The sequence below is a fragment of the Pseudoalteromonas sp. SMS1 genome, from assembly GCF_021530565.1.
In the GTDB taxonomy this organism is placed as follows: Bacteria; Pseudomonadota; Gammaproteobacteria; order Enterobacterales; family Alteromonadaceae; genus Pseudoalteromonas.
Window position 1 is genome coordinate 263,903 of the sequence record NZ_JAKGBI010000004.1, and the last position, 17,258, is coordinate 281,160.

Here is a 17,258-nt window from a genome sequence, read left to right on the forward strand (position 1 = left end):
GCGGTTAACGTTTGCAAAGTCAAGCACATCTATTTTCATACAAATTTAACAGGCCACATTTGCCTAATTTATGCCAAAAAACACAGCGCACCTCACTCAATTTTGGCTATATGATGAATTAATGTCCAAACAAACCAATTAGTTATTGCCTTTTAAAATAAAATCATTATAGTGACAACCAAGTCGGCATATAGCGCAGCTTGGTAGCGCACTGTCATGGGGTGTCAGGGGTCGCAGGTTCAAATCCTGCTATGCCGACCAGCTTTTCCCCTTCTTTTCATATAGTTAGAAAAGAATTTTGAACTGTAAAATGTTCCACCTGCAAAATAACTGCAAAACCTCGGCCAAAAAACACTATAAAACTCACGCTTATTTACTTACTTCAGCAAGCATTTGAGTCTCAGCAATCAACATAGAATTACCAGCAAGAACTAATGTATTTTACACAGCCCTTATATAGGTCTCTCAGAGTTAGTATCCAAGCTCCAAGTGCCGTGGTTGTCACACAATAGTAACCACTACTATCTTGAATGCGTTTTAGATGTCAATTCTTTAACTAGAGAAGCTTTATAGATTATTACTTAACTTTAAAATCAACCAAGCAGACAGTCTTGGACTTATCTGTTTCATGATAAGTAGAAAATGAATGATAATACCTCATTTTAATATCACGACCTTCATAGGGCGTTATAAGTTGTATAAAGTCCCCTTTAAAGCACAGTGGCATGGTGTGATCTTGCGAACGCAACCAATCAGCTTGAGTATTAATATGGAATTCACCTTTGCTAGTATTGAGCTTTAAAATCGTCCATAGCCCATCATCACCTCTTGTAGTTTTATTACCCGGCCAAGTTTCCCTCAGAACTTCTGTAGAAATAAGTTTTGCCTCAAATGTTTTTACTTTATGAAAGTTATTTATATTCTCATAATTAACATAATCACTATGTATTTCCTCATAGTGACTGCCGTAAGTTGCTATTTGATATAAAAACAAAGCGAAAACAAATCCAACACAAAAAATCTTGTGACTTAGCTCGAGAGTTTTTTGATGTTCTTTATGTTTATAAAAGATAAAAACTAATGAAGATATTAATACGAAGGCGATTAACTTAAAATTGATAACCTCACTATGTATATCTAGAGAGCTTGTCATCGCAGGAGAATAAATTGTTAAGTATTCAGTCAGTATCTCGTCTGGCTGGATTTCTGGTCTTACTAAACTTGTAAAATCGGCAGAGAAAAATAATGCTATGCCTAGCATTATTATGATTATCACTATTTCTATCATTCATTGCCTCTTCTACATCCCAGGCTGTTTTTTGAGAGCGAAGTTTACCACCTTTATCCTCGACACACATTAGCTAATGTTAAATTTGAAACCCAATAAAACGACTAGCAACCAAGAATTTAGCTATATGATGTTAATAATAAATTTTTATAAATCAATGAAAAGTGATTACACACCTAAACCGCTCAAAACACCAATAAACTCATAATTATTTGCATACTACAACAAGCATCAGAGTCTCAGCAATCAACATAGAATTACCAGCTAGAACTAATGTATTTTTACCCAGCTCTTATATAGGTCTCTCAGAGTCTGGGGGGCTATTGGGCACAACAAACATTATTAGTTCTAAATCTAATTTGAGAGGGTAATCTTCCCATTTTTAATAGCTATCAAAAATAGAAAGCTATGATCAACGAGCTGACGGTTGGACAAACTCGTATTTGGACAAAAATGCGTTAGATACCAATGACAGCCATATGCCAACAACTATAATTCGTAACGCCCTGTTAAGGTGTGAGCAACGCAATACCGAAGCTCCCGCATACCACCTTAAACACAAAAACCAACGCATAGTAAAAATGCCACGCTTTGCGAATCACTCTTAAACAGATTGTTAGGCAGTTTCCCCAAGTACTACTTTACTGATAAAACCGTCGGTACTCAGAATCTCTGTTTGAATACCCCAATACTCATAGACGGCCTGAACTTTCTTTGAAAACCTGCCATCATCAGTAACTAAGATGTCAGCGATAGAGCCATAAATCGCATGACTAACATCATGCATTCTTGAACGGCTGTTTTTGACAGCTTCGGGTCTATAGCGAATGCTTTCCAGATAACAAAATGTGATTTCAATGCAACGCTCAAATGCGGTGTGTGACTTTAATATTTCTGGATAGTTGAAATCTCTCAAGCCAACTTGCCTTGCAGACATAGTCGCTAAAAAATCTAAATGAAACCTGCCATTTAAAGCTAGAGAATGCTCCTCCTTCAATAAAAAAGAAGAACTTTCATTAGACATTTTTTGTGCCGCTTTACCTGTAGGGTCTGTACTCTTATACAATTCTAGCTGCTCGCTTTCTTGCTGCTCAAGAGGAGGATTTAAATGATAGAAATCAATAACTCTTTTGAAGCAGAAGGACGGGTGTTCAATAGTAATATGCATTGGTCTATCCGACCCCGGAAACACCTCTCTATTGCCTGTTAACTCAGATATGCTATCTATTTCTTCGAGCACTCTCTGCTTGACCTCTCGGTTACTTGCCGCCATAAAAGGTACTGCAAGTTCTTCCATATGAGCAGGACTATATAAAAAACTATTCTTCTTTTTTAACTCTAATATCGCATTGACAAGATCAGAATTTTTTCCTGCTAAATACTCAGACAACACGTTCTGATCCAAATATATTTTTTTATTTTCCATAATTACTCTTTAACTTTCGTCACAGCTATTGCCTAACGCCTCGCGTCCTTATGGTTAAAGCGTTTGTTAGGACTAGCATTCTTCAGGGCAGTTAGAGAACTCCCCTTTACGATCAAGCCCTTTAGACCTTTATATGCAAACTCGCTACTAGTTGCAAGCTTCTGACATTGACTTAATCCAATATAGTGTCGAAAGTTGGCTCTGTGCCAAACGCAATCGTTCAGTATCATAGTCTATTGCTATGCATTTTCTAACTTGGCAATGAGATTACTTTGTATTGCTCTCCATTTCTCATTAACTCCGTCCTCTACCCAGAGCTCTTGAAGCTCAGAACTTGAAAGTACTTTTTGAACGGCTCTTAGCGCTTGTTTCGCATGCTCTGCTGTTATTTGAGGCTTACGACCAGTTAGCCAACCTTGCTTGCGATTAAGCCAATTTCGGGCTTCATCTGGCAACAATGTATAATCGTTTGATATCGCCGCTGCAATGACTTCTGAGGCTGCCAAAGCTTCGCAGCAAATATCTACTTCCAAGTACTCATTCTCATTTAACACCGACTGTATCGGTGACAGTAGAGTATTTACCCCTTTTGACTTCTCCAACTCCCATATCCAATCATTGGCACTATCATTGCCAAAATTGTCTTCACTCCATGCACCCAAAATAAAACTCCTCTTGTACACATAACGTCTTCGTTAATGGGCAAATTTAGTTGGCTAAACTCGTTGGGGAACGAAACACAGCCAACTGTATTTTGTCCCAATTTAATAGGTCGTTATGTGAACTTTGCTTAAATAAATACATTCTTAATAAAAATAAAAGCAATGATGGTACATAAAGCTGCCAGATATATTTTGAGCTTGGTTTTTAATTTACCCGCAATAGTTATTTTCGGATTTAGTGAATCATTTTTTCTCTTTAATGCGATTTTTAAAAAGGGAGCCAGCTTCTTTTTGATCAATTTTTCATATACTTTTGCTTCTCTTAATATCTCTTTTTCTGACTTCGGACCTTCATTAAAGTTTAACTTGGGTGCGAACTCCAAAACCTCTGATTGTGCTTTATAATATTCCAACTTCTCTTCATGAGTTAAAAAAGAAATAGTTTCTTCATTTAGTAAATCCATTTAAAACCTCAGTTCACATAACATGTTTATAGTGAGCGACTCGCGCATTTTTCAACTAAAGCGTCGCTCGTTATTCTGAATGACTTATTTGTAACAAACCTCTTAACTAATTGCTAGCAATACCAAAATGCAGTGTTTTAGCTTTTACTCAGGAAAAAAGCGAGCGACAGGGTCGTTTTCCTGACTATGTAAACAATATACTTTGATGAAAATGGACATAAATGGATTAAAGTCGGCCGATGGCTCACAGTCAGAAGCGGACCTTTAATGCGTGAATCTGAAACTCTGTTGGGTGGCACCTTCGGCTTAACTAATCTGCCTTTTGACGTAGGTCGGGATAAGGCGCGCCGCCATAGGACAAAACTTATGAATTTACTTTGAAACAACGCGACCACGAAACTTAACCTTACCACCATAAACACTGACTCAACGATGGAATGAAAAATGCCAAGCGTGAGAGTCACGCTTAAATGCTTCGTTATATTTATTGTGGGCTCACCAACTTGAAGTGTTCCAACACCAATAGCATATCTTCTGACGGCTTAATATTTAGTTCTTCACATTCTTTTGAGAAAAAGTCCCAATGAACCTTTCGCCACCAACTTAACGACTTATCGCCCTCACCCTCCGATGCAGCAAACTCTGCGGTAACCTCGTTGTATTTGCACTTACTCACCGATGTTGTTTCAACAATACAAACAGGCTCACCGTTCCAATTTGTTACGACCATCAAATGCCCTGCTTCAGGCATAGCTTCACCTTGCTCGCTATACCAGATGTCTAGGCTACAAGTTGCGGTCTTTTCACCTTTTACAACAAGGTCTGCACAAAGATTTGCGTTGTATTCGTCTGCACAGAAATACTCTGCGCTAAATGAGGTATATTTTGATGCCACATCAGCGGGCAAGGAACTGAGATATTGTTCTAAAAATGATTGACTTCTTTCATCCATGATTCTAGCTTTTAAGTTGATTAAAATATAACAATTTAATATCCGACCCATGGGTCGTTTATCTGATTGGTCCAGTTTTAGCACAAATAATAACATGTTGCTACATAACACAATTTAATGGCCATGGTGTAACTCCCCCATAAACTGAAATAGTTCATAAGTAGAATTTCTATCAATATAAGAAGGAAATTTTACGATGCGAAAAAGTAAGTTCACTGAAACACAGATCGTGGGCATGACCAAAGAAGCTGAATCTGCCGCACCCATACTAGAAATACATCGTAAACACGGCGTTGGTCAAAGTATGTTTTATAAGTGGCGTTCCAAATATGGTGGGATGGAGGCCTCTGATGTGAAACGTTTAAAAGAGCTTGAAGGTGAAAATCGCAAGCTAAAAGATATATTTGCGACTCTCAGTTTAAAACATTCAATGCTTGAGGAAATCATCTCAAAAAAGCTGTGAAAACAAGCAGACGCAGAGCCAGAGTCGAACACTTACGAGCACGGTTTGAGGTTAGCGTGGCATTAGCTTGTTACGTAGCGGGTTTAGGTCGAAGCGTTTATTACTATAAATGCAAGCGACCATCGGATGATGATGTGATTGATGCTTTGTTAGCGCTTGTTGAGCGGCACCCTAGGTGGGGCATGCCAAAGCTGATTAAACGACTTAGGCATCAAGGCAAAGTATAGAATAAAAAGCGTGTTGAGCGAGTGTATAACATGCTTAAACTTAACCTTAGACGAAAAGAAAAACGCCGTGTACCAACACGCACACCGTAGCCATTAGTACCGAGCAAACATAATGACTCGTGGTCGATGGATTTTATGAGCGATGCGCTTAGTTACGGACATCGCTTTAGAACACTGAATGTGCTGGATGATTACAACCGCCAAACATTAGCGATTGAGGGCGATACAAGCCTCACGGCTGAACGCGTTATTCGAGTGTTGGAACGGTTCATTGCATAGTGCGGAAAACCAATAAATTCGAGTGGATAATGGTCCTGAATTTACATCGAGTGCTCTGGAAAATTGGGCTGCTGAAAAGTGCATAAAACTTGAGTTTATTAAACCAGATAGTCCATATCAGAACGGTTTTGTTGAGCGATTTAATCGCAGCTATCGAGAAGAAGTATTGGATTTATATCTGTTTGAATCACTTCAGCAAGTTCGTGACATTACAGATGAATGGTTAGATATTTATAATTATGAACGGCCTCACGATGCACTAGGAGATCAAACTCCAATGAGCTATCTTGAGACAGCATAATTCTACTAATGAGCTGTACTAAAGCTGGGGTAGTTACAGTAATTCAATGGTAATAAAATAGTAGATCAACTTTTATGTACCTATTTTGCATTAAATATTACTATCTTTTTCCAGCCAGCAACGACGCTTTTTGACTCAACTCCAGCGCCAACACCATTGCGCTCACTAAGCAAACACTTGAACTAGCAACATTATTAAATTTCTTGTCTTACCCTCATTTTGATCTATATACTGTATATATAAACAGTATAGGTAACGTATGAAAGTAATACCCATTAAGGCACAAGCGGGCATAACAGGATTTGAGTCTCCCGCAGCCGAATACCGAGAACTAGGACTGTCTTTAGATCAATTATTAGTACAACACCCCAATGCAACATTCATTGGGCTGGCCTCTGGCGATTCAATGCAAGGGGTGGGAATCTTCGACGGAGATCTACTTGTCGTAGACAGAGCCGTGCAACCACAACAGAATGACGTGATAGTTGCGAATTTTAATAACGAGTTTGTTTGCAAACTTATCGATATGGAAAACAGGCTATTACGCTCTGCATCTTCCGTGTATTCACCCGTAAAGATCAGCGAGTGCGATAACTTTCAGCTTGAAGGCGTTGTCATAGGCTCAGTGCGCATGCACCGCGCCAACTCGGAATTAACGAAATGTATGCACTAGTTGATGCCACCTCGTTCTATGCGTCTGCTGAAAAGGTATTTGATCCAAGCATACGTAAAAAGCCAGTGGTGGTCCTATCGAACAACGATGGCTGTATTGTCGCAGCTTCCCCCGAAGCGAAAAGACTGGGTATCCCCAAATTTGAGCCTTACTTTAAATTGAGAGACATGCTGCAAAAGAATGGTGTAGTGATTAAATCATCTAACTATGAGCTATATGCAGATCTCTCTGACAAGATGATGAACACCATCAATCAATTCAGTGATAGCCACTATATTTATTCCATCGATGAGTCATTTTTGAAATTCGACGGCTATAGCGATGTGGTTTCATCCTGGTATGACTATGGCCATTTAATACGGCGCTCAGTGTGGCGTACAACAAAATTACCCGTCGGGGTAGGCTTTGGCCCTACCCCTACCCTCGCGAAAGTGGCAAATCATGCAGCAAAGAAGCTCCCAAGTGCAACCGGTGTTGCTGTGATCGATAGTGAGCAAAGTCGCAAGCACATACTATCCCAAATGAGTGTCGGTGACGTGTGGGGCATCGGTAAAAGGCTCACTAAACAGCTGCACCTATTCGGCGTCGAAACAGCGCTAGACTTGGCTAAGCAAAAACCGCGCTTAATGAGGCAGCAATTTAGCGTTGTGCTCGAGCGCATTGTTGCAGAACTCAATGGTGAAGCATGTTTATCGTGGGATGAGGTAAAACAACGAAAGAAAGAAGTGTATAGCACTCGCAGCTTTGGTGAACGAGTGACCGAACCGTTCTCACTTAAAGCCTCATTAGCTACACACTGTTCTATCGTGACCAAAAAGCTACGCAAACAAAACTCTCTGGCAAAACGTATTGTGATATTTGCGCACAGCTCACCGCATGAAAATGATTACTACAAAAAGTCATTCATAAAAGAACTTCCTGTTGCCTCAAATGATGCAACCGTATTTGCGAATGCTGTGGAAAGCGTATTTAGCCAACTATATAAACCGGGCGTGCGATACTATAAAGCCGGTGTAGGCGCAATAGAGCTAGAAGATGATGTATTTCAACAGGCCGATATGTTTAATCAGTCTCAGGATAAGCCAGCCCTCATGAAGTGCTTAGACGAGATAAATCATCGATATGGTTCCACTGCTGCACGTATTGGTTCTCAGTTGCAGACCAATAACTGGGAGATGCGCAGAGAGTTTTTGTCTCCACGCTATACGACAAGATGGCCGGACATTCCGGTGATAAAGTGTTAGTTACCTATAAACTCGGTTATTTGCCAAAGCTCACCTGAAGGACCCCATAGAAAAATGACTTTTCCCCAGCGCTCTTCTTGAATTGAGTTATATTTAAAATCAAAACCTTCTATGTTTACTATGCGTTCATATGCTTCATTTATGTCTCGCACAGATAATTGGAGCACTAAATTGTTTGCTAAGTCGTGGTTATAAAATCTTTGTAAAAAGAAAAAACAATCGCCATTCTCGAATAATGAAAGGTCTTCAGATACATAGTCCATTTTAAAGCCCAGCGCTTGATAAAATGATTGGCTTGTTTCGTAATCTTTGCTCGGAATAAACACCCTGATATTGTCTGCTTGCACGGCTTTCTCCTTAACGATTCTCATTGCATTATGGGTTGTTTTACACTCGTCAAAGGGGTAAAACATAGTCACGCCTAGTGCAGCAATATGACCATTTTTGAATTCAAACTTCAAGGGGTCAGCATGGCCTTGACTATTAACGTTGTATCCAGCCCAAAACAACGCCGAATTATTATGTTTATATAATGAGCAGCCCAGCCAGAATTAGACACAGCACTTTCATCTGAGTCTTTTAATAGGCCAATGAAGCAGTAAAATGATCACCCCTAAAGTGCATCGTTTGTCACATCACCAAAAAGAAGATACGGCTCATCCAATTCCCATCGATACGTAATCATTTAACGGCACAAAATAATAGCCCCAAATTAGCAACCTAAACGCACAGCCTGCTGTTATTCCGGCTTAGGGAAAGCACATGTTAAGTTATACCAGCCCTATTCCTAATCCCAATATCATAATTATGAAATACAAAGGACCATGATTAAACTTCGTCAGTAACCAAAAATATAAAAATGACAAAACAAAAGAAATCAATGTAGCTAGTGCTATATAAATTAGGCTTGCGCCACTCATAAAACCAAAAATCATTGGTACAGTGGCATAAATCCCAGCACATAGTATCGGCTTTTCCGTAATGGCTAGAACTCTTAATAAGGCAAGCAGCAATATTATTTTTACAATCAAAATGTGACCTGTCATTGAAAAGTTTCATAGTAGAGGGTTGGGTCGCTCCTTACCCAAAGCCACGCTAAATTTCCTAAATTGCCAGTATATACGCAAACGCCATTTTCCCACCGCCATGCTCATATCGACAATCACGACAGTACGCCAACGCAACTTCAGCAGGCTGTTTAGCTAAGCATTACCTTCCTTTATACAATTTAAGTTTAACCATAACGTGCTCCTGTTTGGAGTTGTTTGATTAGATTCTAAAGCGATTCCTTAGGCCTAGACCAATTAGAAATATAAAAATAAACGAAAAGAAAGCATGTAGGTAGCTCATTAGGGTTAACCATCTAATTCGCTCGCCTTGATATAGCAGCTTCATACAGTCTTCTCTGGTGCGTTTCGACACAGATATGAATGGCGTTACTATAGACACTGACAGCTCAACTGCCAGCATGTATTTGTCAGTATTGTTCAGCATCTCATTGTTTGACTCAACTGAAGCATACCCAGCAAAGACCGCGACACAAAAGGCGAACCACAGGAAAGGCTGCAAGATACTTTGGCCGTAATTACTCGTGACAGAGTACATGCAGTCCAGTAATGATTGCCAAATATTGAGTTCTATCCATCGACTGGCCCTTTGCTCATCAGCATGAAATGCCAGTGCTCTTTTATAGTTTTTATTCGACTCTGCAATTTCTTTTAACCTACACAAGCGCTCCAAATCACTTGAATTTACAGCTTTCTCAACCCCGTAATTTCTCACAAAGCTTCTTTTTAACTTAACGGTTAATTTACTTAGGTCTACATGGTGAGCTGTTTTTGTTTGCATTAAATCAGGTATGCATTCGTAATTTCCTGATATTGAGAAGGACTTTTCAAATGCTGCCCCTTTAAAATCAAGCGAAGTGATCTCTTCAGAGTTGATTGGCCTAAATATCAAATTAGACACAAATGTCGTGTTTGTAAAAAGAGTTACACTTTCAAAGATAGTGTCTGTAAAGTAAGCGATACCAGTAAACGTGGCGCTATCAAAGCTCGCTTTATTCTTGAAAGTCGCAAAATCAAATTTTGCGGAGCTACTTAGACATGTATGGCTAAAATCGGCCTCATCATTGAAAATAGAACCACTAAAGTATGCTTCAGAATTAAAATTCACAAAATCGAAGTACGCTTTTCCGACAAAAGTGGCCTCAAAAAGCGCTCGCTTATTGAATGATGCATCGCCAAAATAAGCCACTTGACCGAAAGTTGATTCGTAAAAGCTTGTGTATTCATTAAATAACACCCTGCAAAAGTTCACTTTACTCTCGAAAAGGACGTCATCAAAGGAGGCTTCGCCATTAAAAATTGCAAACGAAAAATCGACTTCTTCAGTAAAAGTAGCCCCTGTAAAGTTCGCTTCGCCTTCAAACTCCGTACCTAAAAAGGACGCACTCCCAATAAATTGCGCCCCCTTAAAGTTGGCGTATTTGTTAAACTTATAACTACTAAAACAAAAGTTCTCATTCCCCTCTACGCTACCTTTTATCAGGTTTTGTAAATCCTCATTGTCTGGAAAACGCGTTTTTAATGCTTCATAGCTAAATACGACATTCTCAAAATGCACGTTCGCATTGGGATTTTCACTCATCCACTCATTCCATGCTTCACGGCCTTTTAGCCACAAAAGAAGAAGTTCATCACCTCCAAGTGATATTACTTGAATGGATTCTTCGTCTATTACGAGCAGATCATCTAATTCCAAGTCCTGTTCCATGCATAATTCTCTTTGTGGCATTGAGGTTAATATATTACTAGTTTGGACAAAGGTGCGTTAACCAGTAATTTTTTGCTTTTTTCAAATGGTATAATTTAAAGCTCAACGCGTTAACAATCATCAATGTCAGTATTAATGCACATTCTTAATATCTAATCTAGTGAGAGAATGGCATGACCCCCCAGTTACATTGAATACCCCGTTAGTCTGAATACTTTTATCTCGTCTTAAGCGGGCTAACGTAACAATGGATGGTTCAAGACGCTGTCACTACGCGGCCAGGCAACGTCTGAAAAAGTCGCTTCACAGTAAAGTAGCCCACCTGTATTTGTGCTGTATATTCGTCATTAAATTGCACTTCATATCCAAAGGGCAGCAAAACATAAAAACGTCACAGGCATTCATATCAATGACTCTGACCCCATTGTTCTCCTACAGGCATTCATATCAATGACTCTGACCCCATTGCTCTCCTAAATTGCACTTCATATCCAAAGGGCAGCAAAACAGAAAAAACGTCACAGGCATTTATATCAATGACTCTGACCCCATTGATCGCTTTATCTTCCCTATTTCTCCTTGAATCCCCGTAACAATCTCCGAGCTGAGCCACAGACAACAACGTAAACTCATTGGCTCTGACCAATAAGCGAATCATCAAAGGAGCACTCTTATGTCGGATCACCCTCTTCAAGGCCGGGCAGACCCGAATGATAAGTCGTCTGCAAATCCCGTTTCGGCAATCAAACAAATCGCCACTGGCGCTTCTTCGGGGCAACTGTTGGGCGAACAACTGTTGATCCGATACGGTAAAGCCAACCATATCGAAACGCCAACCAAGATAACACAGCAACAAATGCTCGATACTTTTGTCGTGAGCGGACTGGACTTTGTCGGTCAGGCTTCTCATGGATACGGTGCTAAAGGCGTCGGTGTCGGAATTAATTTCGGAGTCGACATTGGTAAAGCAGTACTACCTGGTTTTGCCACCGCGGGTGCCAATGCAAATGCAAAAGCATCTGGTGCCAGTGAAGTACTGGTAGCGCTGACACGTCAGCCCTGTGTACGTGATATCCACCCAATTTGCTTAATGACCGCAAAAGGTGAGCTGTGGGAAATGGAGTTAGGTATTAACGCGTCTGTTGGCCTAAAAGCGTCAAGCTCAATTGATGCAACTGGACAATCAAGCACTATGATGACCAGCAAGGAAGATAAAAAGCAACAACAGCTAGCAGCGCAACAGCAGTTTGGTACCTATGGCACCATGGCGCTAGAGCAACTAAGCCTTGAAGCCTCAGCCAGCATAGGCGCCGAGGCCAGTGCCAAATATCATGGCGAATTAATGATGCTAAGGGACCCTTACCCCTCTTGGTATAACAGCGTTAGAGATCCGTCGCTCGAAGATGTCTTTTTTGATTTGGTCGACTACGGTAGTAAAGCGGGCAGTAAATCGAGAATTAAGCTGTTCTTTGAGCGAGAGAATAAAACAATCGGCCCATTATTTAAAGATTTAAGCTTTTGGCAAACCATTCTCAAGGCCATAACCGCTGGCAATATTCCATTTGAGCAATTGCTACAGAGTTTATCCGACGCTAGCGCTTGGCTATTACATATTCAAGCGATCAACGATCGTGGTGACAAACAAGACATTATCGCCACGTTAGACGCGTTAGCCAAACAAATCGAAACCCAACAAGAAAAGCATTGGATTGTGCGACGATTCAATAAAACGGAAAAACGTGAGGTAAAATTAACTGCGCTACAGTATTTTGAACAGCAAGGTTTTAACTTATTGCTGCCCAACAAAGGGTTAAGTGGTTATGCCAGTTTAAAAGACTGGCAGAACGCCATTACTTGGGTTAAAGAGGCCCTGTCTTTGGACCCTTCAAAACTAAATGAGCTGCTCGGCGAGGTAAACCACCACCAAAAAGTCGTGGCGTATTTTCAGAATAAATCCGACAAGTCCTCGCCACCAGCACCAGACTATGCAAGCAGGCGCAATCGCTTGAGTTTTGTTAACCTATGGGGCCATGCCGCAGCTGCCGGGGCCGGAGCAAAGATCGCCCTCTCAGGAAAGGCAACCCCTGCCATTGCTTTGGCTACTCAAGCCGGAGTCAGTATCAATGGCGAGAAAAAGTGGACTAGCTATCGTTTACAACAATTTGAAGTTGCTCCCACTGATGACGAAACGCAGATCTGCGAGCGTATTTTTACCCAAGATAGCAGTATCACTTATTCTCAAGCAGCCATAACCGGCGAAGCCGCGCTAAACATTTCCTTAGCAGGTGTAGATCCCGTCAAAAAACTCTCTGGAAAAAAAGCGAAAGCATCCGAAAACAAAGTGTTAGTCAATACCTTAGGCTATCAATCAGCTCAGTTTACCTGGCAGCCTCTATTAAAAGCAACGGAAGTACAGCTGGAAAAAGGCACAGGGCTAACCTATGGCTATTCCGTTACAGTCGCAAACCTAAAGAAAATCATTGCCAATGATCCCGGTAGCGAGCAGTTGCTAAACACGCTCGCAGATCTGTTGCATGTCTCTGCAACCGACCTACTCACGGTCATAAACGCTGGGGCATGGATTACGCAGAGCGAACTACCGGCTCCGGTCCTCTTGCTGGAAAGTACGTTTGCCGTAGGTGAAGGTTCAAACACACTAATTACTTGGGATGAAGATATCGAGCCAAAACTATGTAAGGACGCACGCAGCCAACTTGTCGAGCGTTCGAGCGCTGAGATACTGGCCGATAAAACACGTGCAGCGACCGAGAAAAAGTGCTTACAATCGATCCGGATCCGCTACAGAATAGCAGACGTATTAGACGACAGTACCACCTTCAAGCTAGGAATTCCCATAGGCATATTTAATGTCGGTGTCGAACTCAACGCCGTTGCACGCGCTGGAGCAAGTGGCATCGTTGACCTGACCACTCATTGGTTCGGCAAAGACTCAGATGCCCTGAACAGTAAAACAACTTACCCAACCTCAAGCGTACCAGCAACACTATTGTTGCACCAATAAAAAGCCTGAGAGAAGAGGCTACGGTGTTCGCGCTCCAATAAAGCGCGAATGCCAAACAACCCAATAACCCCTTTACTCCCAAATACATAGGCATCACTCAGTCTCTTTAGCCACATTCAAACCAGCCCTGTACAGGCGAGACAGCACAGTCCAATGAGGTCGCTTGCATATAGTCAGACGTGTTGCCATGTAGCCCGCTTAATTGATGAGACTTAAACAGGTTCCATTTCATACTGAGCGCTTCACCTAACAAGGCAGCTAATCATTGGTTCAAATTCCCTTTCTTGCTATGATCCCCCCGAAAAATTGACCCATATCGGGCATTAAAATTTCTGGAGTATAAATGTTTAAAGTCAGTGCCAAGCTCTTAGTTGTATCTTTTTTGGTTTCGGGTTGTGCAACAACGACGGTGGATTATGTGGAACCAACCATTGGGGAGAGAGCTAAAGTACGGTTTGTTGCTTCAGGCCATCACGGAGGTGAAACGATGGTGGTCGGATTTGATAACGCAGAGTGTGGAAACGCCAAAAATCGGGTATCACTCTATGCCAAGATGCATGGCAGTTTCATCAAGTCAAAGCAAGTTGGTGTGCCGTTGTGGCAATATGGCGACTATGCGGCGAATGCTAAAGAATATTATTTCGAAGCAAATAAGCCACACCACTTTCTAATTTATAAAAAACATTCAGGAGTAGGTACAAGTATCTCTTGTGGCACCTTTGTCGATATGAAGTTTGAATCAAAAAGGAATTATGAGATTGATTTTAATACAAATAATTGCCTGACTTCGGTCTATGAAATTACCAAGCAAAATGGTGAATACAGTCGCGTGCTAAAATCTAAAGGCAACCGCCATATTTCAAGTACTCCAAATGCCTGCATCACAGAGTATAACAATAGGATCGGCACAAAAGTCCCACTGAATAACTAGCCTAGCAATCCGCAAAGTGTTCCTTGAGTTTTTATTTTTTAAACCCGAGGAACATGAAAGAAGCGCAACGAACTCACGGCTTCGATCTAGACCGTTTATTCACCATTTTGCGCGCAGACCTTAAAAAATAAATAGATACTTGATGCGCGGTGGGTGTTGTAGCCCAAAATACACGTCTCCGTTATCAGACACTTTATAGCAAACCTTCGTGAACGGACATGCGATTTCACCTTGTGCGTTAAAATTAAATGACGCTCAATAAGGTTATGCTCGTTTAACAAGCGCATACTCCCGAGGCAGGAAAACACGCGATTTCAAATGACCTGCCAAAGACAGCACAACAAGCGTTAGACTTTGAAGTTGATGAAATGATTGCCAAAATGGACGCAAATATCAAAATGTGCATTACCCTGTATTAAGACCGAACCTCAATTGGCTCACACGTACTTACTCAACGCACTGAAAACTGATTTTAAACTCTGGTCTGGTGTCGAAAACACAGATAGCCAAAGTTGCTGCCCTACTATTTTGGGAAACATTGTCATTTTATGAAATAGACTGTTGGCTAAAGCATATTAGCCTACGAATCACATATAAGGTGATAAAAAAGCCCTACTGAGTACACGTGCCACTATGTATAGGGAGAGAAAACCTTTCTCTGTGAGCAACAAGTTGTGATATTGAAAACCCATTTCACATTGCAATTGACTAGATTTCAGGCGAGCCAATGGCACTCTTTGCCCTCCTCGCCAATCTATTAGTTAAATCGTGATAAAATGAGCACCGACACACCCCCTTGCTCGTTTGGTGCGGGATTACGCACCTAAAAATATAGCGCTAAAACTTATAGCCAAGATTAAATATCAAGCGTGCCTCTTTCTCTTCTTCGTGTACTTCTCTACTAAACAGGATGGCATGTTCTTCAGTCTTGAAATAGCCAATACCAGTGCCAATTTCCCAACCGGAATGATGAAACCCATTAAAGTGATAATTGTATGTCATGGCAACGTAGTCCCTGTCTCCCCCAAAGATACCGAACATTCGGCCACCATTGAGCCCTATTGAAACATGCCCGTCACTGGATACAGGATACTGAGCGCCTAAAGACAGGCCATATAGTCCTAAAGCAGCAAAATACCGGCTTTTTTCAAATTTAAGTCCACCTTGTATGCCAATGAAACCTCCATATTGTGTTCCACCGCCTGTTGAAAATTCAAAATCCGCTGATTGAGATGAAAACGACGCAAGCAGAACAATGAAAGGGAAGATAGATTTGTGCACTTATGAGCTCCTTGTCAATGCAAAAAACAATAAATCGACAAAAACATGTATTTAAAATAGGGTCAAACTTTACCTCCTCATTTTAAAAAATACAATTTTTATATAATTGACAGCGTATTGCTTGAAGCGCTTATCTGTCTAAAGCTGTTCAAATGACACTAAAATACGATTATGTAACCAGTGAGGGAGTGAAAACGTCTGTTTAACTACAGACATATTTGAATTGATTTGAGTTGCAATACTGACAATGATCACATATTCCTTTTAACGGGCCACAAACTATATACCTAGGTAGCTTCAAAAAAGCCAAGCAACTCTGCTTGGCTCCCTCACCCTGTTACAAGCTCAACGCACGATGTCGAACCGAATTAGGCATATATTGATCAACGCTAAAGGCGTTACATTCTGAATAATTAGTTGGCAATGGGACTTCTAAGTAACTTTTGCTAACAGACTTGTAAGAAACATTCCACACTTGACCCGATACACTCAATTGATCGTCGTTGAAGAAACGAGAATACGGTCCAACGAGTTTTTTACTTGGCTCGAAAGTTAAATCGGCATTAAAGGAAAAGTTACCCGTAAAATCGATGTACGCATTGCTGTAACGTTTATCGACCGTATAAATCAGTGCAGTATATGGCTTAATGTCTTCTTTTAGTACTTCTCTAATCACCTTAGAGGTATTCGTTGTTGACGAGCTTTCTTTAGTAACATCAACGACTTTAGTCACTCCTCCACTTCCACCAAACGAAAAAATCTCTAATTGTAGCTTTGCTTCAACCTTGGCATTCGACGTCGTGGTCACCTTGTCAGTCACACGGATCGTGTTGCTTTCATTAAAGGTTACCGTCACTTCTTGATCTAGTTTTCTCGGTGTAGATGTACAATTTTTTACCGAATAATATTCAAACTCTACCGTTTCTGGAATTGCAGGCTGCTTGATTGCAGAGTAGTCAGTACCTACATCATACAACTTAATATTTGATACAAGTGGTGGTATGCCCACTTTTGCCATCAGTCTACACACCATGCCCGAGAGCCCGCCGCTACATGTACGTGAGGCAGCAACGTTATATGGGTGGTTTTCATTGTCTCGAATGTCGTTGTGTACTTTTTGCTGTATTAATTCATCGACTTTAATTTCAGCAGCGTGTGCTTGAGAAACCGCAACGGCAAGTGAAGCAGCGATTAGACTGGTGCAAGTTAACTTCAATTTCATTTTTAATTCCTTCAAATTTACTAATACTTCAAAAGCAAATTACCAGTT

The 17,258-nt window shown here is 40.9% G+C and carries 15 protein-coding genes, 1 tRNA gene and 1 pseudogene; 6 read left to right on the forward strand and 11 right to left on the reverse strand.

Going from position 1 to position 17,258, the window contains the following annotated elements:
* Window positions 1-184 precede the first annotated feature (184 nt).
* Window positions 185-261 (forward strand) — tRNA-Pro (locus tag L1286_RS06765).
* Window positions 262-577: 316 nt separating this feature from the next.
* Here the strand turns inward: L1286_RS06765 and L1286_RS06770 are convergent.
* From L1286_RS06770 to L1286_RS06795, 5 genes are all read right to left on the reverse strand, one after another.
* A complete protein-coding gene (locus L1286_RS06770) occupies window positions 578-1,288 on the reverse strand; it encodes a hypothetical protein (protein WP_235406148.1) in 711 nt (236 codons plus the stop codon).
* Window positions 1,289-1,904: 616 nt separating this feature from the next.
* A complete protein-coding gene (locus L1286_RS06780; RefSeq protein WP_235406150.1) occupies window positions 1,905-2,714 on the reverse strand; it encodes a hypothetical protein in 810 nt (269 codons plus the stop codon).
* A 239-nt stretch (window positions 2,715-2,953) separates the two neighbouring features.
* Complete coding sequence (locus L1286_RS06785; RefSeq protein ID WP_235406151.1) at window positions 2,954-3,376, reverse strand: DUF4259 domain-containing protein; 423 nt, start codon at window positions 3,374-3,376, stop codon at window positions 2,954-2,956.
* Between the two features lie 128 nt (window positions 3,377-3,504).
* Window positions 3,505-3,840: a hypothetical protein gene (locus L1286_RS06790; protein WP_235406152.1), complete on the reverse strand. Its 336-nt coding sequence runs from the start codon at window positions 3,838-3,840 to the stop codon at window positions 3,505-3,507.
* Window positions 3,841-4,324: 484 nt separating this feature from the next.
* The gene (locus L1286_RS06795) at window positions 4,325-4,792 is read right to left on the reverse strand and encodes an ASCH domain-containing protein (RefSeq protein WP_235406153.1); all 468 of its coding nucleotides are present in this window, start codon (window positions 4,790-4,792) and stop codon (window positions 4,325-4,327) included.
* 196 nt (window positions 4,793-4,988) lie between these two features.
* On the opposite strand from L1286_RS06795, the pseudogene L1286_RS06800 reads away from it, so the two are divergent.
* From L1286_RS06800 to L1286_RS06810, 3 genes and pseudogenes are all read left to right on the forward strand, one after another.
* A pseudogene (locus tag L1286_RS06800) lies at window positions 4,989-6,062 on the forward strand (IS3 family transposase).
* A gap of 259 nt (window positions 6,063-6,321) precedes the next feature.
* Window positions 6,322-6,735 carry a LexA family protein gene (locus tag L1286_RS06805; protein ID WP_235406154.1) on the forward strand — a complete coding sequence of 138 codons (414 nt, stop codon included), beginning with the start codon at window positions 6,322-6,324 and terminating at the stop codon, window positions 6,733-6,735.
* Window positions 6,723-7,979, forward strand: coding sequence for a Y-family DNA polymerase (locus L1286_RS06810; protein WP_235406155.1), 1,257 nt, complete (start codon window positions 6,723-6,725; stop codon window positions 7,977-7,979). The genes L1286_RS06805 and L1286_RS06810 overlap by 13 nt, the downstream gene beginning before the upstream one ends.
* Here L1286_RS06810 and L1286_RS06815 read toward each other — a convergent pair.
* The 3 genes from L1286_RS06815 to L1286_RS06825 form a co-directional block, all read right to left on the reverse strand.
* A complete protein-coding gene (locus L1286_RS06815; protein ID WP_328284202.1) occupies window positions 7,976-8,440 on the reverse strand; it encodes a lactoylglutathione lyase in 465 nt (154 codons plus the stop codon). The two genes, L1286_RS06810 and L1286_RS06815, sit on opposite strands and share 4 nt — an antisense overlap.
* An 808-nt stretch (window positions 8,441-9,248) precedes the next feature.
* A complete protein-coding gene (locus L1286_RS06820) occupies window positions 9,249-10,754 on the reverse strand; it encodes a pentapeptide repeat-containing protein (RefSeq protein WP_235406156.1) in 1,506 nt (501 codons plus the stop codon).
* Window positions 10,755-11,196: 442 nt separating this feature from the next.
* Window positions 11,197-11,412, reverse strand: coding sequence for a hypothetical protein (locus L1286_RS06825; protein ID WP_235406157.1), 216 nt, complete (start codon window positions 11,410-11,412; stop codon window positions 11,197-11,199).
* A 15-nt stretch (window positions 11,413-11,427) separates the two neighbouring features.
* On the opposite strand from L1286_RS06825, the gene L1286_RS06830 reads away from it, so the two are divergent.
* On the forward strand, window positions 11,428-13,776 hold the full coding sequence (locus tag L1286_RS06830) for a hypothetical protein (RefSeq protein ID WP_235406158.1): 2,349 nt from the start codon (window positions 11,428-11,430) through the stop codon (window positions 13,774-13,776).
* A 106-nt stretch (window positions 13,777-13,882) separates the two neighbouring features.
* Here the strand turns inward: L1286_RS06830 and L1286_RS24100 are convergent, their stop codons facing one another.
* Window positions 13,883-14,008 carry a hypothetical protein gene (locus L1286_RS24100; RefSeq protein WP_268832092.1) on the reverse strand — a complete coding sequence of 42 codons (126 nt, stop codon included), beginning with the start codon at window positions 14,006-14,008 and terminating at the stop codon, window positions 13,883-13,885.
* 111 nt (window positions 14,009-14,119) lie between these two features.
* Between L1286_RS24100 and L1286_RS06835 the strand changes: the two genes are divergently transcribed.
* On the forward strand, window positions 14,120-14,707 hold the full coding sequence (locus L1286_RS06835) for a hypothetical protein (RefSeq protein ID WP_235406159.1): 588 nt from the start codon (window positions 14,120-14,122) through the stop codon (window positions 14,705-14,707).
* Between the two features lie 837 nt (window positions 14,708-15,544).
* Here L1286_RS06835 and L1286_RS06840 read toward each other — a convergent pair.
* Together L1286_RS06840 and L1286_RS06845 are read right to left on the reverse strand one after the other, a co-directional pair.
* Window positions 15,545-15,988 (reverse strand): hypothetical protein, encoded by a 444-nt coding sequence (locus tag L1286_RS06840; RefSeq protein ID WP_235406160.1) that lies wholly within the window; start codon window positions 15,986-15,988, stop codon window positions 15,545-15,547.
* 337 nt (window positions 15,989-16,325) lie between these two features.
* Entirely contained in the window at window positions 16,326-17,210 is an 885-nt protein-coding gene (locus L1286_RS06845; RefSeq protein ID WP_235406161.1) for a hypothetical protein, read from the reverse strand.
* Window positions 17,211-17,258 lie beyond the last annotated feature (48 nt).